This window comes from Haloterrigena sp. KLK7 (assembly GCF_037914945.1).
Taxonomy (GTDB): domain Archaea; phylum Halobacteriota; class Halobacteria; order Halobacteriales; family Natrialbaceae; genus Haloterrigena; species Haloterrigena salinisoli.
The window spans coordinates 497,352-516,135 of the sequence record NZ_CP149787.1; the positions used below are offsets into that span (position 1 = coordinate 497,352).

Sequence of the window (18,784 nt, forward strand, 5' to 3'; positions counted from 1 at the left end):
AACCGACCGCGGGAGGCGTCACTCGAGCGCGTCCCGAACCGCGGCCCGCCGCTCGGCGAAGGCCGCGTCGTCGAGTACCGGGAGCGCTGCCTCGGCATCGACGTCGACGTCGTCCTCGAGGTCGATCCACGCGCGACAGCCGCGATAGCTGCCGCGCTCCTCGATGAGTTGTGGCGACACGAGCGCCGCCACGCGAAGCAACAGCACGCGCAGGTCGTCGTCGGGGTCGTACTTGTCACGCAGGCCGTCGGGCGTGTAGACGTAGTGTCGCGAGAGGGCCTCGAGCACGTCGCTCGAGACGGTGTACTCCTCGCGGACCTCGGCGACGGCGCGGATCGGCACGCCGGCGTCGGGTTTGGCGCTCGAGCGGTGGTAGTAGTGCTCGTACTGCGACTGATACCGCGCGGGGTCCTGATGGCTGTACGCCGGATAGAGCGCGAATTCGCCGTCGATCGTACCCGGGTCGAGCGTCGGGTGACGCACGAGCACCGTCTGGGCGCCGTCGAGCAGGGCGTTGACGACGCCGGCGCGCTCCTTCAGCGCCGGTATCGTCTCGGCGGTCGTCGCGTCGCTCATTGCTGTCGGTCCTCCGAACGCGGACGAGTCCCAATTCGGTTTCGGTCGGCGGCCGCTCTCGAGGCGGGCGCTCTCGAACGCTGCCCGCGCGCCGACCCTCACAACCAGCGGCGAGCGACTTCGTGTGTGACTACCATCGGGACGAACACCCAGGCGAGGACGAAGCCGATCACGTCGGCCGACGGCGCCGAGTCGACCAGCGCGCCGTAGAAGAAGAGCCCGCCGGTCGACACCGTTCCGGCGACGGTCGCGAGATACTCCGGATCGCGGAGACCGACTGACGAACGTGACTCACTCACGAGTATGCAGAGTTCGGATGTTCGATAAATAACAGTACCGGAGTCGCGACCGATCGGACGCTGGGGGAGCACGGGTCGGTCGCGTCGGCGACCCGACGATCCGTCGGCCCGACTGCGGCCGACCGCCGCCACCGACGGATTCAAGTTCAGTTGTGCGAACGCAATCACAATGATGAACGGATTCGTCCTCGGCGGCGTCAGTTCCGGCGTCGGGAAGACGGTCGCGACGCTGTCGATCGTGCAGGCCCTCGAGGACGCAGAGTACGCGGTCCAGCCGGCCAAGGCGGGCCCGGACTTCATCGATCCGAGCCACCACGAGGCGATCGCCGGCCGGTCCTCCCGGACGCTCGACCTATGGCTCTGCGGCGAGGACGGGATCCGACGGAACTACCGGCGCGGAGAGGGCGACATCTGCGTCGTCGAGGGCGTCATGGGCCTCTACGACGGCGACGGCTCGAGCACGGCGATGGTCGCAGAAGCGCTGGAACTCCCCGTCGTCCTCGTGGTCGACGCCAAGGCGGGGATGGAGAGCGTCGCGGCGACCGCGCTGGGGTTCAAAGAGTACGCCGACTCGATCGGCCGCGATATCGAAGTCGCCGGCGTCGTCGCCCAGCGCGCCCACGGCGGCCGCCACGAACGGGGGATCCGCGACGCGCTTCCCGACGGCCTCGAGTACTTCGGGCGGATTCCGCCGAACGACGACCTCGAGATTCCCGACCGGCACCTCGGTCTCGAGATGGGCGAGGAGGCCGCGCTGCCGAGAGACGCGCTGCGGGAGGCCGCCGAGTCGCTCGAGGCAGAGCGGCTGGCAGACGTGGCAACGGAGCCGCCGGTTCCGTCGTCCGACGAACCAGTCCAGTTCGCCGAGACGGTCGACGCCACCGTCGCCGTCGCCAGCGATTCCACCTTCTGCTTCCGGTATCCCGCGACGATCGAGCGGTTCCGCGAGCGCGCCGCGGTGGTCACGTTCTCGCCCGTCGCGGGCGATCCCGTCCCCGACTGCGACGGCGTCTACCTGCCAGGGGGCTATCCCGAACTCCACGCCGCCGAACTCGAGTCGAGCGACGCGCTCGGCGAACTCGGACGGCTCGCGAGCGAGGGGCTGCCCGTCCTCGGGGAGTGCGGCGGACTGATGACCATGAGTCAGTCGCTGACGACGGCCGAGGGAGACACCCACGAGATGGCCGGGATCCTCCCCGCCGACGTGACCATGCACGACCGCTATCAGGCGCTCGACCACGTCGAACTCGAGGCCAGCGAGGGGACGCTCACCGCCGACGCGGGTGAGACGATCCGGGGCCACGAGTTCCACTACTCGAGCGCGGAGGTCGACGGCGACGCCCGCTTCGCCTTCGAGACCGTGCGGGGCGACGGGATCGACGGCGACCACGACGGGCTGACCGAGTACGACTCGCTCGGTACCTACGTCCACGTCCACGCCGAGAGCGGCGCGTTCGATCGCTTCCTCGAGGCGATCAGCCGCTGACCGCAACGATCGTCTGCACTTCCGATAACCTATCATTTGATCATCAGCTGGGTCGATGGGGTGGGTATGACGGATCTAACGCCGATCAGCGTCATTCTGCCCACGACGGGATGGAACGACGCCTGTGAGGAGATCGCCGCGCAACTGCGTCCGGGGGACGAACTCCTCGTGGTCTGCGATACGGCGGTCGAGTCGGTCGTCGAGCGAATCGAGGACCGTCCGGACGCCGTCAGGTTGGTGGTCGCGGGCGAACCCGAGGGCTGTTCCGGGAAGGCGAACGCGATCGCGGCCGGGATGGAAGCGGCCGAACGCGATCGACTCGTCTGGTCCGACGACGACTTTCGCCATCCCCCCGGCTGGCTCGACGGGTTACGACGCGACTACGAGCGGTACGGTCCGACCACGGAAGTCCCGATCTTCGTCGGACGGGATCCGCTCGCGGTGCTTCTCGAGCCGACGCACGTTATCAGCGGAACGCTCGCCGTCTGCCACGCGGGCGTTCCCTGGGGCGGCTCCCTCGTCTTCGAACGCGACGATATCGACGAGGCGGCCTTCCTCGCGGACCTCCGGCGGACGGTGAGCGACGACGGTCTCCTCATGGAATACGTCGACGTCACGAGCGTCGAGCGGACCCGCCGCGTCGAAATCGGGGGGTCGTTCCGCGACACGCTCGAGAACCAGGTCCGATTCGCGAAGATCGTCCGGTACCACGAGCCGGCCGGAGCGGTCGGCCAGTTCGTCCTCGGAACCGTACTCGCCGTCGGATGCGTGCTGTTTCCGCTGCCCGCGCTGGCACTACTGACGGTGGCGATGGCCGGTGTCTACGCCGCGCTCGGCGTTCGTCGATGGACGTTCCTCGCGGCGTATCCGGTCGCAGTGGCGGCGATTCCGCTGCTCGTGTACGGTCTGGTTCGGCGGACGTTCGTCTGGGGCGGACGGCGCTACCGGTGGCGCGGCAAGTTCGACGTCTCAGTCGAGCCGGAGTGAGACGGACGCCTCGAGCGCATCGAGGCTCCTCGAATCCGACCGTCCGGATCGGAAACGAATCACAGCGTGGTATTCACGGCTGTTGATAAGTAGTCAAATAGTTAACACGAATGCCGGTGTACTGACGATCGCATGTCCGAAACCGTCCACCGACTCGAGCCGCTGGAGCGCAGGCCGCTGACCGACCGCACCTGTCTCGTCACCGGATCGTCCCGCGGTATCGGCCGCGATATCGCCTTTGAACTCGCCCGCTGTGGAGCCGACGTGGCCGTCAACTATCGATCGGCCGAGGATCGCGCCCTCGAGGTCACGGAAACGATCGAGGAGAACGGCGAGACGGCGGTTCCGGTACAGGCCGACATCTCCGACCCCGAGCAAGTCGAGCGGATGGCCGCTGAGGTTCACGAGGAACTCGGCGAGATCGACGTCCTGGTCAACAACGCGGGGATCACGATCGACCGGAAGTTCGAGAACATGACCTACGAGGACTGGCAGACCGTCATCGACGTCAACTTAACCGGGACGTTCAACTGCACGAAGGCGTTCTACGAGGACATCAAGTCGTCCGAACACGGCCGACTCATCAACATCTCGAGCGTCGTCGGCCAGCAGGGCAACTACGGACAGGCCAACTACGCCACCTCGAAGGGCGGCCTGTTCGCCTTCACACGGACGCTCGCCCTCGAGTTGGCCAGCCACGGCTCGACGGCCAACTGCGTCGCGCCCGGCTTCACGGAGACGGACATGCTCGAGAAGGTTCCCGAGCGGGTCCAGGAGAAGATCCGCGGGGACATCCCGCTGGGTCGGTTCGCCACGACCGAGGACATCGTCGGCATGATTCGGTTCCTCACCAGCGACCACGCGGAGTACATGACCGGCCAGGTCATCGGCATCAACGGCGGAATGGAGTGGTAGCGCGGTACGCCGTCGATTTTCGGTTCGAACTCCTGAGGGCACATCTTCGCCCGGTTCCACAGACGGACTCGAGCCGATGGTCTCGCGTCGGTGAACAACCTCCCTTGAACTACTCCAAGCACAACTGAGCAAGCGAACTTGCCCTACACCAAACAAAATTGTTTTAGGGGAGGCTGCTGTTGCCACGGGTGATGCCACCCATCGCGCTTCCACACGACGCGAAGGCCGGACCGACGAAGTCGGAGGTCCGGGCGGTCGTCCGCTCGAAACTCGCGCTCGAGTCGGACGACCACTTCGCGGAGGTCGGCTCCTGTACGGGGGCCGTCACTATCGAAGCCGCACAGCGGGCCGGGCGAGTGACCGCCGTCGAGCGGAAGGCCGAACGGCTCGAGACGACCGAGAAGAACCTCGCGGCCAACGAGGAGTCGGTACGGGCCGACGTCGACCTTCGGAACGCGGAGGCGCCCGAGGGGCTGCCCGACGACGCCGACGCGCTCTTTCTGGGCGGGAGCCGGAACTTCGAGGCCGTCCTCGACCACGCCGTCGAGACCGGCGTCGACCGCATCGTGATGAACGTCTCGCGCCTCGAGGTCGCCGGCAAGGCGACGGAGGCCTTCCGCGAGCGCGATATCCTCGAGGAGGTCGTCCAGTTCCAGGTGAGCCACGGCTACGAACTCGCCGGCGCGACGAGCTTTAACTCGGATAATCCGGTCTACATGCTGGTCGGGAGCGCGACGGCCGACGAGAACAGTGAGAATGAGGGCGAGAAAGTCGCTGCGGACGGAAGCGGAGGGGACAGCCAATGACCCTCTACGGCGTCGGACTCGGCCCCGGCGAGGCCGACCTCGTGACCGTCCGCGGGAAGGAGGTCCTCGAGGACTGTGACGTGGTCTACTCGCCGGGCCGCCTGTCGCGGACCGTCGCGCTCGAGCACGTCGACGAGTCGAAGATCGGCGACCTCGATTTCCCGATGACGAGAGACGAAGAGAAGCTGCGAGCGGCCTGGAAGGAGGCCGCGGCGGAGATCGCCCCGAACGCGCGCGACGGCGACGTCGCCTTCGTCACGCTGGGCGATCCGAACGTCTACTCGACGTTCGGCCACCTGCGCCGGACGATCGACGCCTTCCACCCCGACGTCGAGCTGGAGATCATCCCCGGCGTCAGCGCCGTGACGGCGTTCGCGACCGCGATGGGGGTCGAGATCGAGGCCGGCGCCGGACTCTCGCTTCGCGAAGCGGCGAGCGGGGCGAGCCCGACGGGGCCGGACCGGATGATCCTGTTCAAGGTCACCGACGCGCCCGCGACCCACGAGGGACTCGCGGACGCGGGCTACGACGTGACCTACGGCCGCCGCCTGTTCATGGAACAGGGCGAGACGATCGTCACCGACGACCCCGAGGCGATCGACGAGCGCGACTACTACACGCTCGCCTACGCCGAGAAGGAATCCCTCGAGGTCGAGCAGGCGACCGCGACGTTCCTCGAGGACGACGAGAGCGATGGGACCGACGACGTAACCGCGAACGACCGCGATTCGAGCGGCGAGCCCGTTGCCGATGGCGGGAACCGAGTCACACTCGAGCGCGCCGAGGGCTGTGAGGGCGGCGACTGTGAGGGACACCGATGACCGACGACACGCAGAACGATCCACAAGACGCGATCGACTCGCAGGGGGAACGCCGCCGCGAGGAACTCGACGACCGGATCTTCGAGCACAGCGCCGGCGACGAACAGGAGGGAATCCCCTTCATCGGCGCGGGCCCCGGCAACCCGCGGCTGCTGACCGTCGCGGGGAAGGAACTGCTCGAGGACGCCGACCTCGTCGTCCACGCGGGCTCGCTTGTCAACAGCGAACTGCTCGAGGAGTACTGCGGCCACGCCGAGTTGGTCAATTCGGTCGGGAAGGACCTCGAGGAACTGATTCCCCTGATGCGAGACGCCTACGAGGACGGCGACAACGTCGTCCGCCTGCACAGCGGCGATCCGGCCATCTACGGGGCCGCACTCGAGCAGATGGACGCGCTGGAACACGAAGGGGTCTCGACCTACTTCGTGCCGGGCGTCACGTCGGCCTTCGCGGCCAGCGCGACGCTGCGGACCCAGTTGACGTTGAACGAGGTCTCCAACCACGTCGCGTTCACCCGACCGCAGGGGAAGACCCTGAGCCCCGAGGAGGACCACATCTCCGACTTCGTCGAGATGGGCGACGTGACGACCTGCATCTACCTCGGGACCCACGCGGTTCGGGACACGATGGATCGGCTGCTCGAGGACGGCCGGGACCCCGAGACGCCGGTCGCGGTGATCTACCACGCCTCGTGGCCGGACGAGGACGTGATCATCGGAACGGTCGACGATATCGCCGATAAGGTCGAAGAGGCAGGCTATCGGGCCTCTGCGATGGTGGTTATCGGTGATGCGGTGACCGGTGCAGGCTACGAGCGCTCCTTCCTCTACGGCGACTGGGCGAATCGAGGATCGGACTCGAGCGACGCGAACGACGCGGACGCACAGGCGAACGAAACCGAAACGCAAGCGGGAGACGATTGATCATGAGCACGGACAACGTAGACAACGCGAACGAGGATTCGGGATCGGACTCCGACGGCGGCCACTGTTCCACGCCGGATTCGGACGGCGAAGTCGCGGAGGAGATCGCGATCATCTCCTTCGGGCGGAAGATGGACACCGCCGAGGAGATCAAGGCAGAGATCGGCGATCGCTACGAGGCGATCGACATCATCGAGTACCACGGCGACGTCTTCGAGGAGCACTGGGGCGAGTACGACTGCTTCGTCGGCCTGATGGCCTCGGGAATCGCGATGCGGAAGACGGCCCACCTGCTCGACGACAAGTGGGAGGACCCCGCGATCTGCGTGGTCGACGAGGAACTGACGTGGGCCATCCCGATTACGGGCGGCCACCACGGCGCGAATCAGGTCGCACAGGATCTGGCGACGATGGGTGCCGTCCCGGCGATGACCACCGCGAGCGAGGCGGCCGGGAAACAGGGCGTCGAGTCCAAGGCCAAGGCGATGGACGCCCACGTCGTCAACGGCGACTCGACGGTGAAGACGAACCTCGCCGTTCTCGACGACGAACTCGGACCGGTCGCCCGACTCGAGGGGCCCAAAGCCGTCCTCGTCGGCGACGATGTGACGGTGCTCAAGCGCAACAAGGACGACGGCGTCGTCCTCGGTACCGGCAGCGTCTCCGGCGCCGACAAGGAGGCCTTCCTCGCCGCATGGGAGGAAGCCCTCGAGCAAACCGACTACGACCTCGAGGACGTCGAGTTCGTCGGCACCGCGACCCGGAAGGAAGACGAGGAGGGCCTGCTCGAGGCCGCCCGGGAACTCGATCTCGGCGTCGTCGCCTTCGACAAGGAAACGCTGCTCGATCACGAGGGGCCGACGCCCTCGAAATCGAAGGAGCTGATCGGCTGGCCGGGCGTCTCCGAGGCCTCCGCGATCGCGGGCGGTCGTGAACGGGAACTGGTCTTAGAGAAGATCAGTTACGAGAACGAGGTCACGGTGGCGATCGGTCGATGAGCACTGAGGAGTCACCTGCCGGCACCGGCGACGGCACCCCCGACGACCACGGCACCCTCTACGTCGTCGGTATCGGCCCCGGCCTCCCCGACCACATGACCAAGCGGGCCAAGGAGGTCATCGAGTCCGCGGAGGTCGTCATCGCCTCGAGTCTCTATCAGGAGTTCCTGCGCGACGACGGCACGATTCCCTCGGAGGAACAGACGGACGAGGACGGGATCGCGACTCGAGACGACGGCTTCGAACAGGAGATCGTCCGCTCGACGATGGGTCGCCAGATCGAACTCGCCCGCGCGGCGTTCGACTACGTCCGCGAGGGAAAGGACGTCGCCCACGTCTCCGGCGGCGATCCGTCGGTCTACGGCAAGTCCGACCTCATCTTCAAGATGGCCGAGGAAGAGGACGCCACGGACGTCCCGATCGAGATCGTGCCCGGCATGACGGCGGCGCTGGGCGGCGCGGCCAACGTCGGCGCGCCGTTGTGCAACGACTTCTGTACGGTCTCGCTGTCGGACAAGTGGCGCGGCTGGGACGAGATCGAGGAGAAACTGCGCGCCGCGGCGATTTCGGACTTCGTGATCGTCCTCTACAACTGCTGGCGCAACTACGAGAAGGCGGTCGAGATCGTCCGCGAGGAACGCACCGACGACGCCCGCGTGGCCATCGTCAACGACGCCGGCCGCGCCGACGCCGGCCGGAACGGCGAGAGCCAGTTCATCACGACGCTGGGCGAGGCCGCCGACCACGACGACAAGGTCTCCGGCATGGGCACCTCGCTGATCATCGGCAACCACGAGACCGAGACCTGGCGCAACGACGACCGAACGTACCTCGTCACCCCGCGCGGCGGGCGTGACGTCGACGACTTCTGAAATCAGGATCCGACCATGAGCACTGACACCGACTCCGACGCCGACGGCGAATCGACTTCGAAGTGCGGCGCATCGACCGACACTGACACCGAGACTTCGAGTACCTCCAAATGCGGAGCCTCGAGCAGCAGTACCGAATCCGAGACCGAGAGCGCCGACTCGGGTTCCAAATGCGGTGCTTCGAGCAGCAGCGACGACTCGAGTAGCTCCAAGTGCGGCGGCTCCTCGAGTTCGTCCTCGTCCTCGAGCGGCTCGAAATGCGGGGCCTCGAGCTCCGACGACTCGGGCAGCAACGAGAAGGAGGTCGGCGCGACGATCGAGGACTTCGACGCCGAGCCCGGCCAACTGATCGCCGTCGGCCTCGGTCCCGGCCACCCGGAGGGGATGACCGAGCGCGCGAAGACGGCGCTGCTCGAGGCCGACCACATCGTCGGCTACACGACCTACATCGAACTGATCCCGGACGAGATCACCGAGCAGGCCGACGAGATCTACGACACGCCGATGTGCGGCGAAGTCTCCCGTACCGAGGAGTCGATCGATCGCGCGCTGGCGGGCAACGACGTCGCCATCGTCGGCAGCGGCGACCCCAACGTCTACGCGCTGGCGGGACTGGCGCTCGAGATCCTCGAGTCGAAGGGCGCGACGGCCTCGATGGTCGACTTCGAGGTCGTACCGGGCGTCCCCGCGGCGCAGTCCTGTGCGGCCCGCCTCGGTGCCCCCCTCGTGAACGACACCGTCTCGGTCTCGCTGTCTGACCACCTCGTGCCGATGCCCGAGATCGAGTCCCGACTGCACTCGGTGGCCAGCGAGAACTTCACGATCACGATCTACAACCCGTGGAGCCGCAAGCGCCGCGAGAACTTCGAGAAGGCCTGCGAGATCCTCCTCACGCATCGGGACCCCGACACGCCGGTCGGGATCGTCCACGGCGCCGGCCGCGAGGACGAGCAGGTGATGATCACCGAACTCGGCGAACTCGAGGAACTCGGCGAGAGCGAGATCATCGACATGACGACGACCATCGTCGTCGGCACCGAGGACACCTACGTCTGGGACGACCGGATGGTCACGCCTCGAGGCTACGAGACGAAGTACGACTACTGAGCGGCGGTTTCCCAGATTCCATACCCATGCCACGATACGAAGTCACCATCGAGAAGGACGCCTGCGACGGCATCTTCGCCTGTCTGACCCGCGACCCCCGGTTCGTCGAGGGTGAGGACGGCCTCGCGACCGTCGACCCGGACGCGGACCCGGTCTACGACTGCGAGGGCGCGGTCACCGACGACGCCGAGCGGGTCGTCGCGACGTTCGACGACGACCGCATCGACGAGGCCCAGCAGGCCGCGGCGGCCTGCCCGACGGACGCGATCGTCGTCGAGGAGGTGGGCGAATGAGCGAGACCGAACCGAAAGCCGACGGCGAGACCGACGCGGATCCGCTCGAGATTACCGTCCCGTCGGACCCGCTCGCGGGCCATCCCGCGACGGCCTACTTCTGGGGCCACGTCGCCGGCAGCGGCGACGTCTCTGATGACGGCATCGAAGTCGTCACCAACGACGAGGAATCCGCACAGGTGCTGGCCGCGGTCGGCGGCGGCGACCTCGAGCACGAGACGACGACTCGCGACTACGCCCACGACACGTCGATCACGCGGACGGAGGACGAGTACACGCTGTCGATCGACAGCGACGACTCGGGCCTGCTCGGCCGCAGCGGCGCGCTCGGCCTCCCCGTCGACGGCCGCGGTAACTACCGGTTCGGGGCGTTCTCCGAATACGATCGGGAGCTGCTGCGGGGGCTGCTCGAGGGCTGTGGCACGATCTGCTTCAAGTCGAAGAGCGGCACCGTCGGCATCTCGTTCGTCCACGACGACGAAGAACTGCTCGAACTCGCGCAGGACCTGATCGCTGACTGTCCCGTAGACGCACCGTTCGACGATCTCTCAGAGACCTCGTCGGGCGGCTACTGGTTCGGCGTCGACGACGACGCCGCGCCCGACTTCGGCACGTGGCTCTACGAGGACTGCGAGGCGACCGGTCTGTTCGCGCCGAGCCGGCGGCGCAAACTCGAGCGCAGCCTCGAGCAAGCCACGGCGTACGACGAGTAACCGACCGATCCCCATTTCGAACTCCCAATCGATGAGCACACCCGACGAAGCCAGATCCACGGCGTCACCGACCGCGTTCGACGACGAGGCGGTCCTGCTGGTTGGCCACGGCTCCCGCCGCGAGAAGTCCAACGAACAGGTGCGGGAACTGGCCGCCGGCCTCGAGTCCCGACTCGGCATCCCGGTCGACGCCGCGTTCCTCGAACTCGCGGAGCCGGCGATCGACGAGGCGTTCGCGGGGCTCGCGCCGGTCGCCTCGCGGGTGACGGTCGTCCACTGCTCGCTGTTCGCCGCGAGCCACGTCAAGAACGACGTGCCGCTGGCGATCGAGCAGGCCCGCGCCGAACACGACCTCGAGATCGACAACGGCGCCCACCTGGGTATCCATCCCGCGATCCTGGACCTACTCGACGACCGCGCCGCCGCGGTCGAGTCGAAATTGGGCGTCGACCGCGAGGAAGACGACGTGGCCGTGGTCCTCTGTGGCCGCGGCTCGAGCGATCCGGACGCCAACGGCGACGTCCACAAGCTGGCCCGCCTGCTCTACGAGGGTCGGGCGTTCGACCGCGTCGAGGCGACCTTCATCGGCGTCACCGAGCCGACGCTCGAGGACACCCTCCACGGGCTCTCGAAGCACCGGCCCGACGCCGTGGTCGTCCTGCCGTACATGCTCGGTGATGGCGTGTTGACCCAGCGGATCCGCGACTGGACGGCCGACTTCGACGACGACTACCCCTACGTCGACGCGCTGGCGGGCGATCCGCTGGGGACCGACTCCCGGCTGCTGGACGTCTTCGCCGACCGCTGGCAGGAGGCCCGGACCGAGAGCGTCGAGATGTCCTGTGACACGTGCAAGTACAAGGTCGACCTCGAGGGCTACGAGGAGGACGTCGGCGGCGCGCGGGCCATGCTGCGCGCGCTGGCCCACCAGGAGGCCCACGCGGACCGGGAGGACGTCGACGACGAACCGCACAGCCACGACGCGCCCGAAAAGCACGTCGCGGTCTGTATGAACCAGACCTGCGCCGAGATGGGGTCGCCGGCGGTCCTCGAGCGCCTCCGACAGGCGGTGCGAGATTCGGACCACTGCGACGCCCGAATCACGCGCTCCTCGTGTCTCGGACGCTGCGGCGACGGGCCGATGGTCGCCGTCTATCCGGACGGAATCTGGTACGGCGACGTCGCGAGCGAGGACGCCGAACGGATCGTCGGCGACCACCTCGATCGGGACCGTATCGTCAGCGACCTCGTCGATCAGACGCTGTAACGGACCGAACCGACGATCGAGACGAGCGATCGAAAGACACGAATCCGATACTTCACTACGTACACCCATGAGCTGCCACGAAATCGAAGCGCTACGACTCGGACTGATGAACGTCCTCGGCGTCGGGGACGACAGTGCCCGCGAACACGCGGAGAAGGAACTCGAGGGCCACCTCGAGGGGCCCATCGAGGGGCTCGCGAACGCCGAGAGCCTCGCGGAGGTCGAACGCCACCTCGACGCGGCCCTCGTCGACCTGGAGGAAGAGGTCGCCGCGATGGACGGCGACGACCCCGAGTACGACTACACCCGGGGTCGACTGCTGGCGGTCCGCGACGCCGAGCGCGCGGTCCAGCGGCTGCGCACGCAAGGCGAGGACATCGTCGACGGCCTCGGCGAGGCTCACGACACCCTCCACGAGACCTTCCCGGTAGAGGACTGACGATGGCCGAAACTGCAGACGTCGAACGCGGCGACGACCGGGACGGCGACCGCGAGGTCCGATCGGTCCCGCTCGGCGAAATCGAGACGGCCCGAAGCCGTCACATGTGGACCCGTTCCGCGGTGCACGTCGCCGAAGCCGGAGCTCTCGTCGTCACCGGCGAGTGGGACGGGACCGTCACCGCCCGCGAGACCGATTCGGACTCGCTCGAGGCCCGCTGGACGGTCGACCATCCGGACCACGCGATCGGAATCGCGTCGCTCTCGAGCGATGGAGCCGAGGACGACAGCGAGGAGTCGATCGTCGTCGCCGGCCGCGGCGAGACGGGCACCATCGCGGCCTACGACGCCGCGACCGGCGAGCGGCGCTGGCGGTACGATACCGTCGACGACCTCGGTGAGGCCGTCAACGACACCGTCTTCTACCTCCCGTACGTGGTCGACCTCGAGGTCGACAGCGACGACGGAACCCTCTACGCGGCCGCGCGACGGTACGAGCGCGACGGCGACGTTCGGCAGTGGCACAGCACCGTCTACGCGTTCGCTCCCGACGGGGCGGTGCGCTGGCGCTACGAGACCGACGGCTCGCCGATCGCGCTCGATCTCGACGCCGACGGCGAGCGACTGGCGGTCGGCTACAACCGCTGTATGGGCGACCACGACGTCGGACTCGTCGTGCTCGAGACTGAGACGGGCGACCTCGCGTGGACCTGGGACCCCGGCACCGAGGGCGACCGCCGCGTCGGCGACGTCTCGTTCGACGGCGATTCGATCGCGGTCTCGAGCCACGGCGACAAGCGCGGCTACCTGCTCGGTCCCCGCGGCGCCGAACGCTGGCGCGTCGATCTGGCGGTCGAAACCGAGATCGACGGCGAGACGCTGTACGCCTATCCGAACCACGCGTACGCGAACGACGGCCGCGTGACGTTCGTGACCGGCAACACCTACGCCGTCGAGAGCCGCGAGACCGAGGGACGGCATCCGAACGAGCACCGAATCGCGACGTTCGAGGCCGACGGCGAGTTGGCGTGGGACGACCAGGTCCGGGGCTTCGTCCACGCCCTCGCCGCCGACGGCGAGACGATCGCCGCGCCCTGCGCGCAGAACTTCCGCGTTCGCGACCCCGAGACGCACGCCGTACGACGATTCGACCTCGAGTCGGGACCGCTGGGTGTCGAACGCCTCTCGGGCATCGCGACCGCCGCCGCCGTCGCCGACGGGACGCTGGCGGCGATCGAAGAGCCCGTCGAGTACCACGACGAGGGCGAGACCCGCGGCGAGTACGCCCTGCACGTGGCTTCGATCGAGTAGCCGAACTGTCACACCCGACTTGAGACCGTCGCTCGTTCACCCGTTTTCTCGGTCGAAGTCGGCCTCGAGTGGCCGATTCGGCCAGCAGTCGCATACGCAAGGGAAATTACCACAACGCTCACTCGCATGAGTTTCGCGTATAATGACAACGGGTCTAGAAGATGATGGTTCCGAGGAGTGTTCGGATCCCATGGAGGTCGCAGAGCACTCGAGCCATCGTCACGACGGTGAGCACGCGGAGCGAGCGGACCGCAGGATTATGACCGATGGCGGCCAGGCAGAGATGGCTGAGGAGAGTGACGACGAGGACTCGAGTGGTGATGCCGACGAAGCGTCGGCAGACGACACGGAAGGTGCTGACGCTGAGGAAGAGGAAGCAGAGGACGAAGAGGCTGAGGAAGAGGAGGAAGCAGAGGACGAAGAAGCTGAGGAAGAGGAAGCCGAGGACGAGGAAGCTGAGGAAGAGGAAGCCGAGGACGAGGAAGTGGAAGAGGAGGAAGCAGAGGACGAAGAAGCTGAGGACGAAGAGGCTGAGGAAGAGGAAGCGGAAGAGGAGGAAGCAGAGGACGAAGAGGCTGAGGAAGAGGAGGAAGCTGAGGAAGAGGAAGCAGAGGACGAAGAAGCTGAGGAAGAGGAAGCAGAGGACGAAGAAGCTGAGGAAGAGGAAGCCGAGGACGAAGAAGCTGAGGAAGAGGAAGCAGAGGACGAAGAAGCTGAGGAAGAGGAAGCAGAGGACGAAGAAGCTGAGGAAGAGGAAGCCGAGGACGAAGAAGCTGAGGAAGAGGAAGCAGAGGACGAAGAAGCTGAGGAAGAGGAAGCAGAGGACGAAGAAGCTGAGGAAGAGGAAGCAGAGGACGAAGAAGCTGAGGAAGAGGAAGCCGAGGACGAAGAAGCTGAGGAAGAGGAACAGGACGTTGGAGACGATACCGGTGACCTCACCGAGGACAAGCGTGAGGAAGGACACGCCGAGGACGCCGAAAAGGTCTACGAGGGCGACGACGCTTCCGGCGTCCTCCACCTCGACCTCGACGGTCTCTTCCTCGATCTGCTCGGCCTCGAGGTCAACCTGAACCCGCTCCAGCTCGACGTGTCGGCCCGTCCGGGCGGAAACAACCTGCTCGGGAACCTGCTGTCAGCGGTGACCGGACTGCTGGACGGCCCCGGTGCGATGATCGACAAGGCGAAAGAACTCCTGAGCAAGCCGGTCGAGCTTCTCAAGAAAGTCCCCGGCAAGGCGAAAGAGCTCCTGAGCAAGCCGATCGAGCTTCTCAAGAAGATCCCCGGCAAGGCGAAAGAGCTCCTGAGCAAGCCGATCGAGCTTCTCAAGAAGATCCCCGGCAAGGCGAAAGAGGTACTCAGCGGATTGTTGAGCAAGCCGAAGGAACTGTTCAACAAGCTGCTGGGGATGCTGGGACTCGGCGGCGAGGAAGAAGCCGAAGGCGAGGAGGCCGAAGGCGAGGAGGAGGCCGAAGCCGAAGAGGGAGAAGAAGCGGAAGAAGCGGAGTCCGGTGGCCGGATCTCCTCGGCCATCAGCTGGGTGAAAGGCATTCTCGGCAAGCCGGTCGAGTGGATCCGCGGGCTCTTCGGCGGCGGAGACGAGGAAGAAGCGCCGGACGAGGAAGAAGCGGCCGAAGCCGAAGAAGAGGAAGCGCCGGACGAAGCGGAGGAGGGAGAAGAAGGCGAAGAGACACCGGACGAAGCGGAGGAGGGAGAAGAAGAAGGCGAAGAGACGCCGGACGAAGCGGAGGAGGGAGAAGAAGAAGGCGAAGAGACGCCGGACGAAGCGGAGGAGGACGAGGAAGCGACCGAATCGCCGGGGCCGATCTCCGCCGCCAGCGACCGGGCAAAGGAGGGGCTCGCCGGGCTCGTCCCGAGCTTGCCGGTCGAGGAGTTCGTCTCGACGGTCGTCAGCGAGGTGCTCGAGCAGTTAATTGAGCAACTCGAACCCGACGAGGAGCAAGAAGGGGGCGGTGACCAATCCGACGCCACAGCGGAGGCAGCCTAACGATGAGTGGAGAATCCGAATCCGAGTCCGAGTCAATGGCACAGCGAATCGACTACGGGAAGATCACCGAGAACATCGACGTCAACGAGCTGATCGAGGGCACCCAGTGGGAAGACGAGATCGACGAGGACCAGCCCCTCGGCGAGGCGCTGGGCGCCCAGATCGGCGCGCTCATCGGCCGGAAGATCGGCGAATCCATCGGCCGAACGATCGGTGATATGGTCGTCGAGGAACTACTCGGCGGCAAAGAAGAGTCCGAAGAGCAAGCGACCGAAGAAGAGGCCGAGGCCGAAGAGTCCGAAGAGGAAGAGGCCGAGGACGAAGAGTCCGAAGAGGAAGAGGCCGAGGACGAAGAGGCTCAGGAAGAAGAAGGCGAGGCCGAAGAGTCCGAAGAGGAAGAGGAGGAGTCCGAGTCCGAATCGGAGGACGAAGAGCAGTCGGAGGAACCGACGGACGACGAGTCGGAGGCGTCCGACGATGAGGACGCCGACGATAGCCAGGCCGACGAGGGCGAGGCGGACGAAGCCGAGACCGACGATGAGAGTAGCGACGAGTCCGACTCCGAAGCCGAGGAGGAGGACGCCGTCGAAGCGGAGGAGGACTAGCCATGAGCGGGAGTCAGATTCACGGCAGCCGATCGCCGATCCCGTCTCGAGGTGAGCGCCATGGCTGAGAGCGGACTGCGGAAGCTGGTCGCCCAGGAGGTGAGCGACCAACTTGACGTGGCCGACATGCTCGGCGACGGCAGCATCGAGGACAGCATCGACGGCGGCGAGGTCGGCGCGGCGGTCGGTCGCGAACTCGGCGAACAGGTCGGTCGCGAACTCGGCGGAGCGATCGGTCGCGGCATCCACGAATCGATCGCCGAAGGCCTCGAGGAGGGCAAGGACCGCAAGGAGATGCAGTCGACCCTCACGGCGGCGATTCGCGACGCGCTCCGGGAGACGGTCGAAGAAAACGACGCGAAGGAGTCGGTCCAGTCGCTGGCCCAGGGCGTCTCCGAAGGCGGCGGTCTCGAGGGCTTACTCGAGAGCGATACCGACGACAGCGAGGCTGAGAGCGACGAGGGCGAGGAAGCCGACAGCGAGGGCGGCGGCACGCAAGAGACCATCGAGTCGGTCGTCGAGAGCATCGGCGAGGAGAGCGGCCTCGGAGACGTTCTCGAGGGCGAGAGCGAAGAATCGGCGGGCGAATCCGAGTCGGACGAAGAGGGCGACGAAGGCGGAGGAGAAGACGAAACCGAATCGGAGGACGAAGACGCCGAGGAGGAACCGGAAGACGAGGCCGAATCGGAAGACGAGGCCGAATCGGAGCCGGACGCTGAAAGCGACGAAGCGGCGGAGGCGGAGGACGAATCCGAAGCGGACTCCGAAGACGAGACCGAGGAGGCGGAGGACGAATCCGAAGCGGACTCCGAAGACGAGACTGAGGAGTCGGAGGACGAATCCGAGGCGGAATCGACCGACGACTCCGAGCCGTCGGTCGAGGATATCGAGGACCTGCGCCGGGACACCCTCGAGGACTTCCTCGGCATCATGTCCTACGACGACCTGCAGTCGGTCGCCAAGGACGTCGACGTGAAGGCGAACCTCAGCCGCGACGAGATGACCGAGCAGATCATCGCGGCGGTGACCGACGAGGGCGAAGACGAAGACGGGGCCGACGACGAACCGGAAGCCGAAGCCGAATAATCGCCGGCCGCCCTCGAGCGAGAGTCCGGACGGAAGCGAACGGCGGACGGCGAACCGCGGTCGCGGCGCGGACAGCGAGGGAACCATGAGTCAGGACAGTCAGGACCTCCACGACCGGGTGACCGAGATACTGAACGCGGCCGAGGACTCGAGCGGATCGATGCTCGGGGACGGGGACGGCGACTCCGACGGCGCGGCCCTCCTCGAGACCGCCGCGGCGGCCAGCGACCTCCTCGAGTCCGCGGAGCCGGACGAACTGCTCGCGGCGGTCGGACTGGACACGCTGCCGGACGGCAGCGAGCCGGACTCGATCCCGGAAGCGATCGCTCGGGGCGATCCGGAGCAAGTCGCGGACCTCCAGCGGCTGTTGCACCTCTCGAACCTGGCCGATGACGACGACGAGAGGGCGCTCGAGGGAGCCGTCGACGCACTCCAGTCGTCGATCGGCGACGGCGAGGAAGCGACGGCCGAATCGGACGCCAGCGACGAGAGTGAGTCGGACGGCGAGGAGCAGAGCGACGCGGCGGCCGCAAGCGACGACGCGGCCGAGGACGATGAGACCGAAGACGACGGACTGCTCGAGTCCGTGATCGGCTCGAGCGACGAGGACGGCGAGAGCGACGCCGAAGCGGAGGCCGGCGACACCGGATCCGATGAGGACGACGCCGATGCCGACGGCGAGGGCGGCGCTCGAGAGATGGTCGAGACGGCCGCCGAGACGGTCGGCGAGGCTAGCGGACTCCTCGAGGGCGATGAGAGCAGCGACGACGGCGGTACCGAGGCAACGGCTAGCGACACCGAATCGGACGGCGATGCCGACGACGCCGACGACGCCGACGACGAGGGCGGCGCGCGAGAGGCGGTCGAAGCGGCCGCCGAAACGGTCGGCGAAGCCAGCGGGATTCTCGAGGGCGACGACGGAGCGGACGGAGACGCCGAGGATGACGCCGGCTCCGATATCGGCGACCGGCTCCGATCGGCGGTCGAGTCCTCGCTGACGGACGTCGGCGACGATCTGGAGGGACTCCACGAGCGACTGCAGGAACGGAGCGCCAGTTCCGTCGGTGGCGAGGGCGAAGACGAGGCGGCCGCCGACGAGGCCGAAGGCGAAGAAGAGGAGGACGACGGACCGCTCGGCACCGACCTCGGTTCGGGCGACGAGGGAAGCAACGCCGGCGGCGACGGCACGCGCCACTCGACGATGGCACCGCCTCCCTCGCAGCGCGCGGACATGGGCCGATCGACGCGTCACTCGACGATGCCCAAGCGGCACTGA

The 18,784-nt window shown here is 66.8% G+C and carries 20 protein-coding genes; 18 read left to right on the forward strand and 2 right to left on the reverse strand.

Annotation, left to right across the window (positions count from 1 at the left end):
- Positions 1 to 18: 18 nt before the first annotated feature.
- Together WD430_RS02390 and WD430_RS02395 are read right to left on the reverse strand one after the other, a co-directional pair.
- Complete coding sequence (locus WD430_RS02390) at positions 19 to 576, reverse strand: DUF1802 family protein (protein ID WP_339104436.1); 558 nt, start codon at positions 574 to 576, stop codon at positions 19 to 21.
- A 98-nt stretch (positions 577 to 674) separates the two neighbouring features.
- A complete protein-coding gene (locus WD430_RS02395) occupies positions 675 to 875 on the reverse strand; it encodes a hypothetical protein (RefSeq protein ID WP_339104437.1) in 201 nt (66 codons plus the stop codon).
- A gap of 172 nt (positions 876 to 1,047) precedes the next feature.
- Here WD430_RS02395 and WD430_RS02400 point away from each other — a divergent pair, with 172 nt between their 5' ends.
- The 18 genes from WD430_RS02400 (at position 1,048) to WD430_RS02485 (ending at position 18,784) form a co-directional block, all read left to right on the forward strand.
- Positions 1,048 to 2,361 (forward strand): cobyrinic acid a,c-diamide synthase, encoded by a 1,314-nt coding sequence (locus WD430_RS02400; RefSeq protein ID WP_339105783.1) that lies wholly within the window; start codon positions 1,048 to 1,050, stop codon positions 2,359 to 2,361.
- A 66-nt stretch (positions 2,362 to 2,427) separates the two neighbouring features.
- The gene (locus WD430_RS02405; RefSeq protein WP_339104438.1) at positions 2,428 to 3,348 is read left to right on the forward strand and encodes a glycosyltransferase; all 921 of its coding nucleotides are present in this window, start codon (positions 2,428 to 2,430) and stop codon (positions 3,346 to 3,348) included.
- A gap of 132 nt (positions 3,349 to 3,480) precedes the next feature.
- Positions 3,481 to 4,263, forward strand: coding sequence for a beta-ketoacyl-ACP reductase (locus WD430_RS02410; RefSeq protein ID WP_339104439.1), 783 nt, complete (start codon positions 3,481 to 3,483; stop codon positions 4,261 to 4,263).
- A 191-nt stretch (positions 4,264 to 4,454) separates the two neighbouring features.
- The gene (gene cbiT / locus WD430_RS02415) at positions 4,455 to 5,069 is read left to right on the forward strand and encodes a precorrin-6Y C5,15-methyltransferase (decarboxylating) subunit CbiT (protein WP_339104440.1); all 615 of its coding nucleotides are present in this window, start codon (positions 4,455 to 4,457) and stop codon (positions 5,067 to 5,069) included.
- Positions 5,066 to 5,890, forward strand: a complete 825-nt coding sequence (locus WD430_RS02420) for a cobalt-factor II C(20)-methyltransferase (RefSeq protein WP_339104441.1) — start codon at positions 5,066 to 5,068, stop codon at positions 5,888 to 5,890. The genes cbiT and WD430_RS02420 overlap by 4 nt, the downstream gene beginning before the upstream one ends.
- Positions 5,887 to 6,813, forward strand: a complete 927-nt coding sequence (locus tag WD430_RS02425; RefSeq protein WP_339104442.1) for a cobalt-precorrin-4/precorrin-4 C(11)-methyltransferase — start codon at positions 5,887 to 5,889, stop codon at positions 6,811 to 6,813. Before WD430_RS02420 ends, WD430_RS02425 begins: the two co-directional genes overlap by 4 nt.
- 2 nt (positions 6,814 to 6,815) lie before the next feature.
- Positions 6,816 to 7,811, forward strand: coding sequence for a cobalt-precorrin 5A hydrolase (gene cbiG / locus WD430_RS02430; protein WP_339104443.1), 996 nt, complete (start codon positions 6,816 to 6,818; stop codon positions 7,809 to 7,811).
- Entirely contained in the window at positions 7,808 to 8,683 is an 876-nt protein-coding gene (locus tag WD430_RS02435) for an SAM-dependent methyltransferase (RefSeq protein WP_339104444.1), read from the forward strand. Before cbiG ends, WD430_RS02435 begins: the two co-directional genes overlap by 4 nt.
- 15 nt (positions 8,684 to 8,698) lie before the next feature.
- A complete protein-coding gene (cobJ, locus tag WD430_RS02440; protein ID WP_339104445.1) occupies positions 8,699 to 9,790 on the forward strand; it encodes a precorrin-3B C(17)-methyltransferase in 1,092 nt (363 codons plus the stop codon).
- Positions 9,791 to 9,816: 26 nt separating this feature from the next.
- Entirely contained in the window at positions 9,817 to 10,083 is a 267-nt protein-coding gene (locus WD430_RS02445; protein ID WP_339104446.1) for a ferredoxin, read from the forward strand.
- Positions 10,080 to 10,796 (forward strand): cobalamin biosynthesis protein, encoded by a 717-nt coding sequence (locus tag WD430_RS02450; protein ID WP_339104447.1) that lies wholly within the window; start codon positions 10,080 to 10,082, stop codon positions 10,794 to 10,796. The genes WD430_RS02445 and WD430_RS02450 overlap by 4 nt, the downstream gene beginning before the upstream one ends.
- A gap of 31 nt (positions 10,797 to 10,827) precedes the next feature.
- Complete coding sequence (locus WD430_RS02455; protein ID WP_339104448.1) at positions 10,828 to 12,063, forward strand: CbiX/SirB N-terminal domain-containing protein; 1,236 nt, start codon at positions 10,828 to 10,830, stop codon at positions 12,061 to 12,063.
- Between the two features lie 67 nt (positions 12,064 to 12,130).
- Complete coding sequence (locus WD430_RS02460) at positions 12,131 to 12,502, forward strand: DUF3209 family protein (protein ID WP_339104449.1); 372 nt, start codon at positions 12,131 to 12,133, stop codon at positions 12,500 to 12,502.
- 2 nt (positions 12,503 to 12,504) lie between these two features.
- Complete coding sequence (locus WD430_RS02465) at positions 12,505 to 13,812, forward strand: PQQ-binding-like beta-propeller repeat protein (protein ID WP_339104450.1); 1,308 nt, start codon at positions 12,505 to 12,507, stop codon at positions 13,810 to 13,812.
- A 190-nt stretch (positions 13,813 to 14,002) separates the two neighbouring features.
- Positions 14,003 to 15,817 (forward strand): DNA primase, encoded by a 1,815-nt coding sequence (locus tag WD430_RS02470; RefSeq protein ID WP_339104451.1) that lies wholly within the window; start codon positions 14,003 to 14,005, stop codon positions 15,815 to 15,817.
- Positions 15,818 to 15,852: 35 nt separating this feature from the next.
- Positions 15,853 to 16,422: a hypothetical protein gene (locus WD430_RS02475; RefSeq protein WP_339104452.1), complete on the forward strand. Its 570-nt coding sequence runs from the start codon at positions 15,853 to 15,855 to the stop codon at positions 16,420 to 16,422.
- Positions 16,423 to 16,482: 60 nt separating this feature from the next.
- A complete protein-coding gene (locus WD430_RS02480) occupies positions 16,483 to 17,508 on the forward strand; it encodes a hypothetical protein (protein ID WP_339104453.1) in 1,026 nt (341 codons plus the stop codon).
- Between the two features lie 85 nt (positions 17,509 to 17,593).
- Positions 17,594 to 18,784, forward strand: coding sequence for a hypothetical protein (locus WD430_RS02485; RefSeq protein ID WP_339104454.1), 1,191 nt, complete (start codon positions 17,594 to 17,596; stop codon positions 18,782 to 18,784).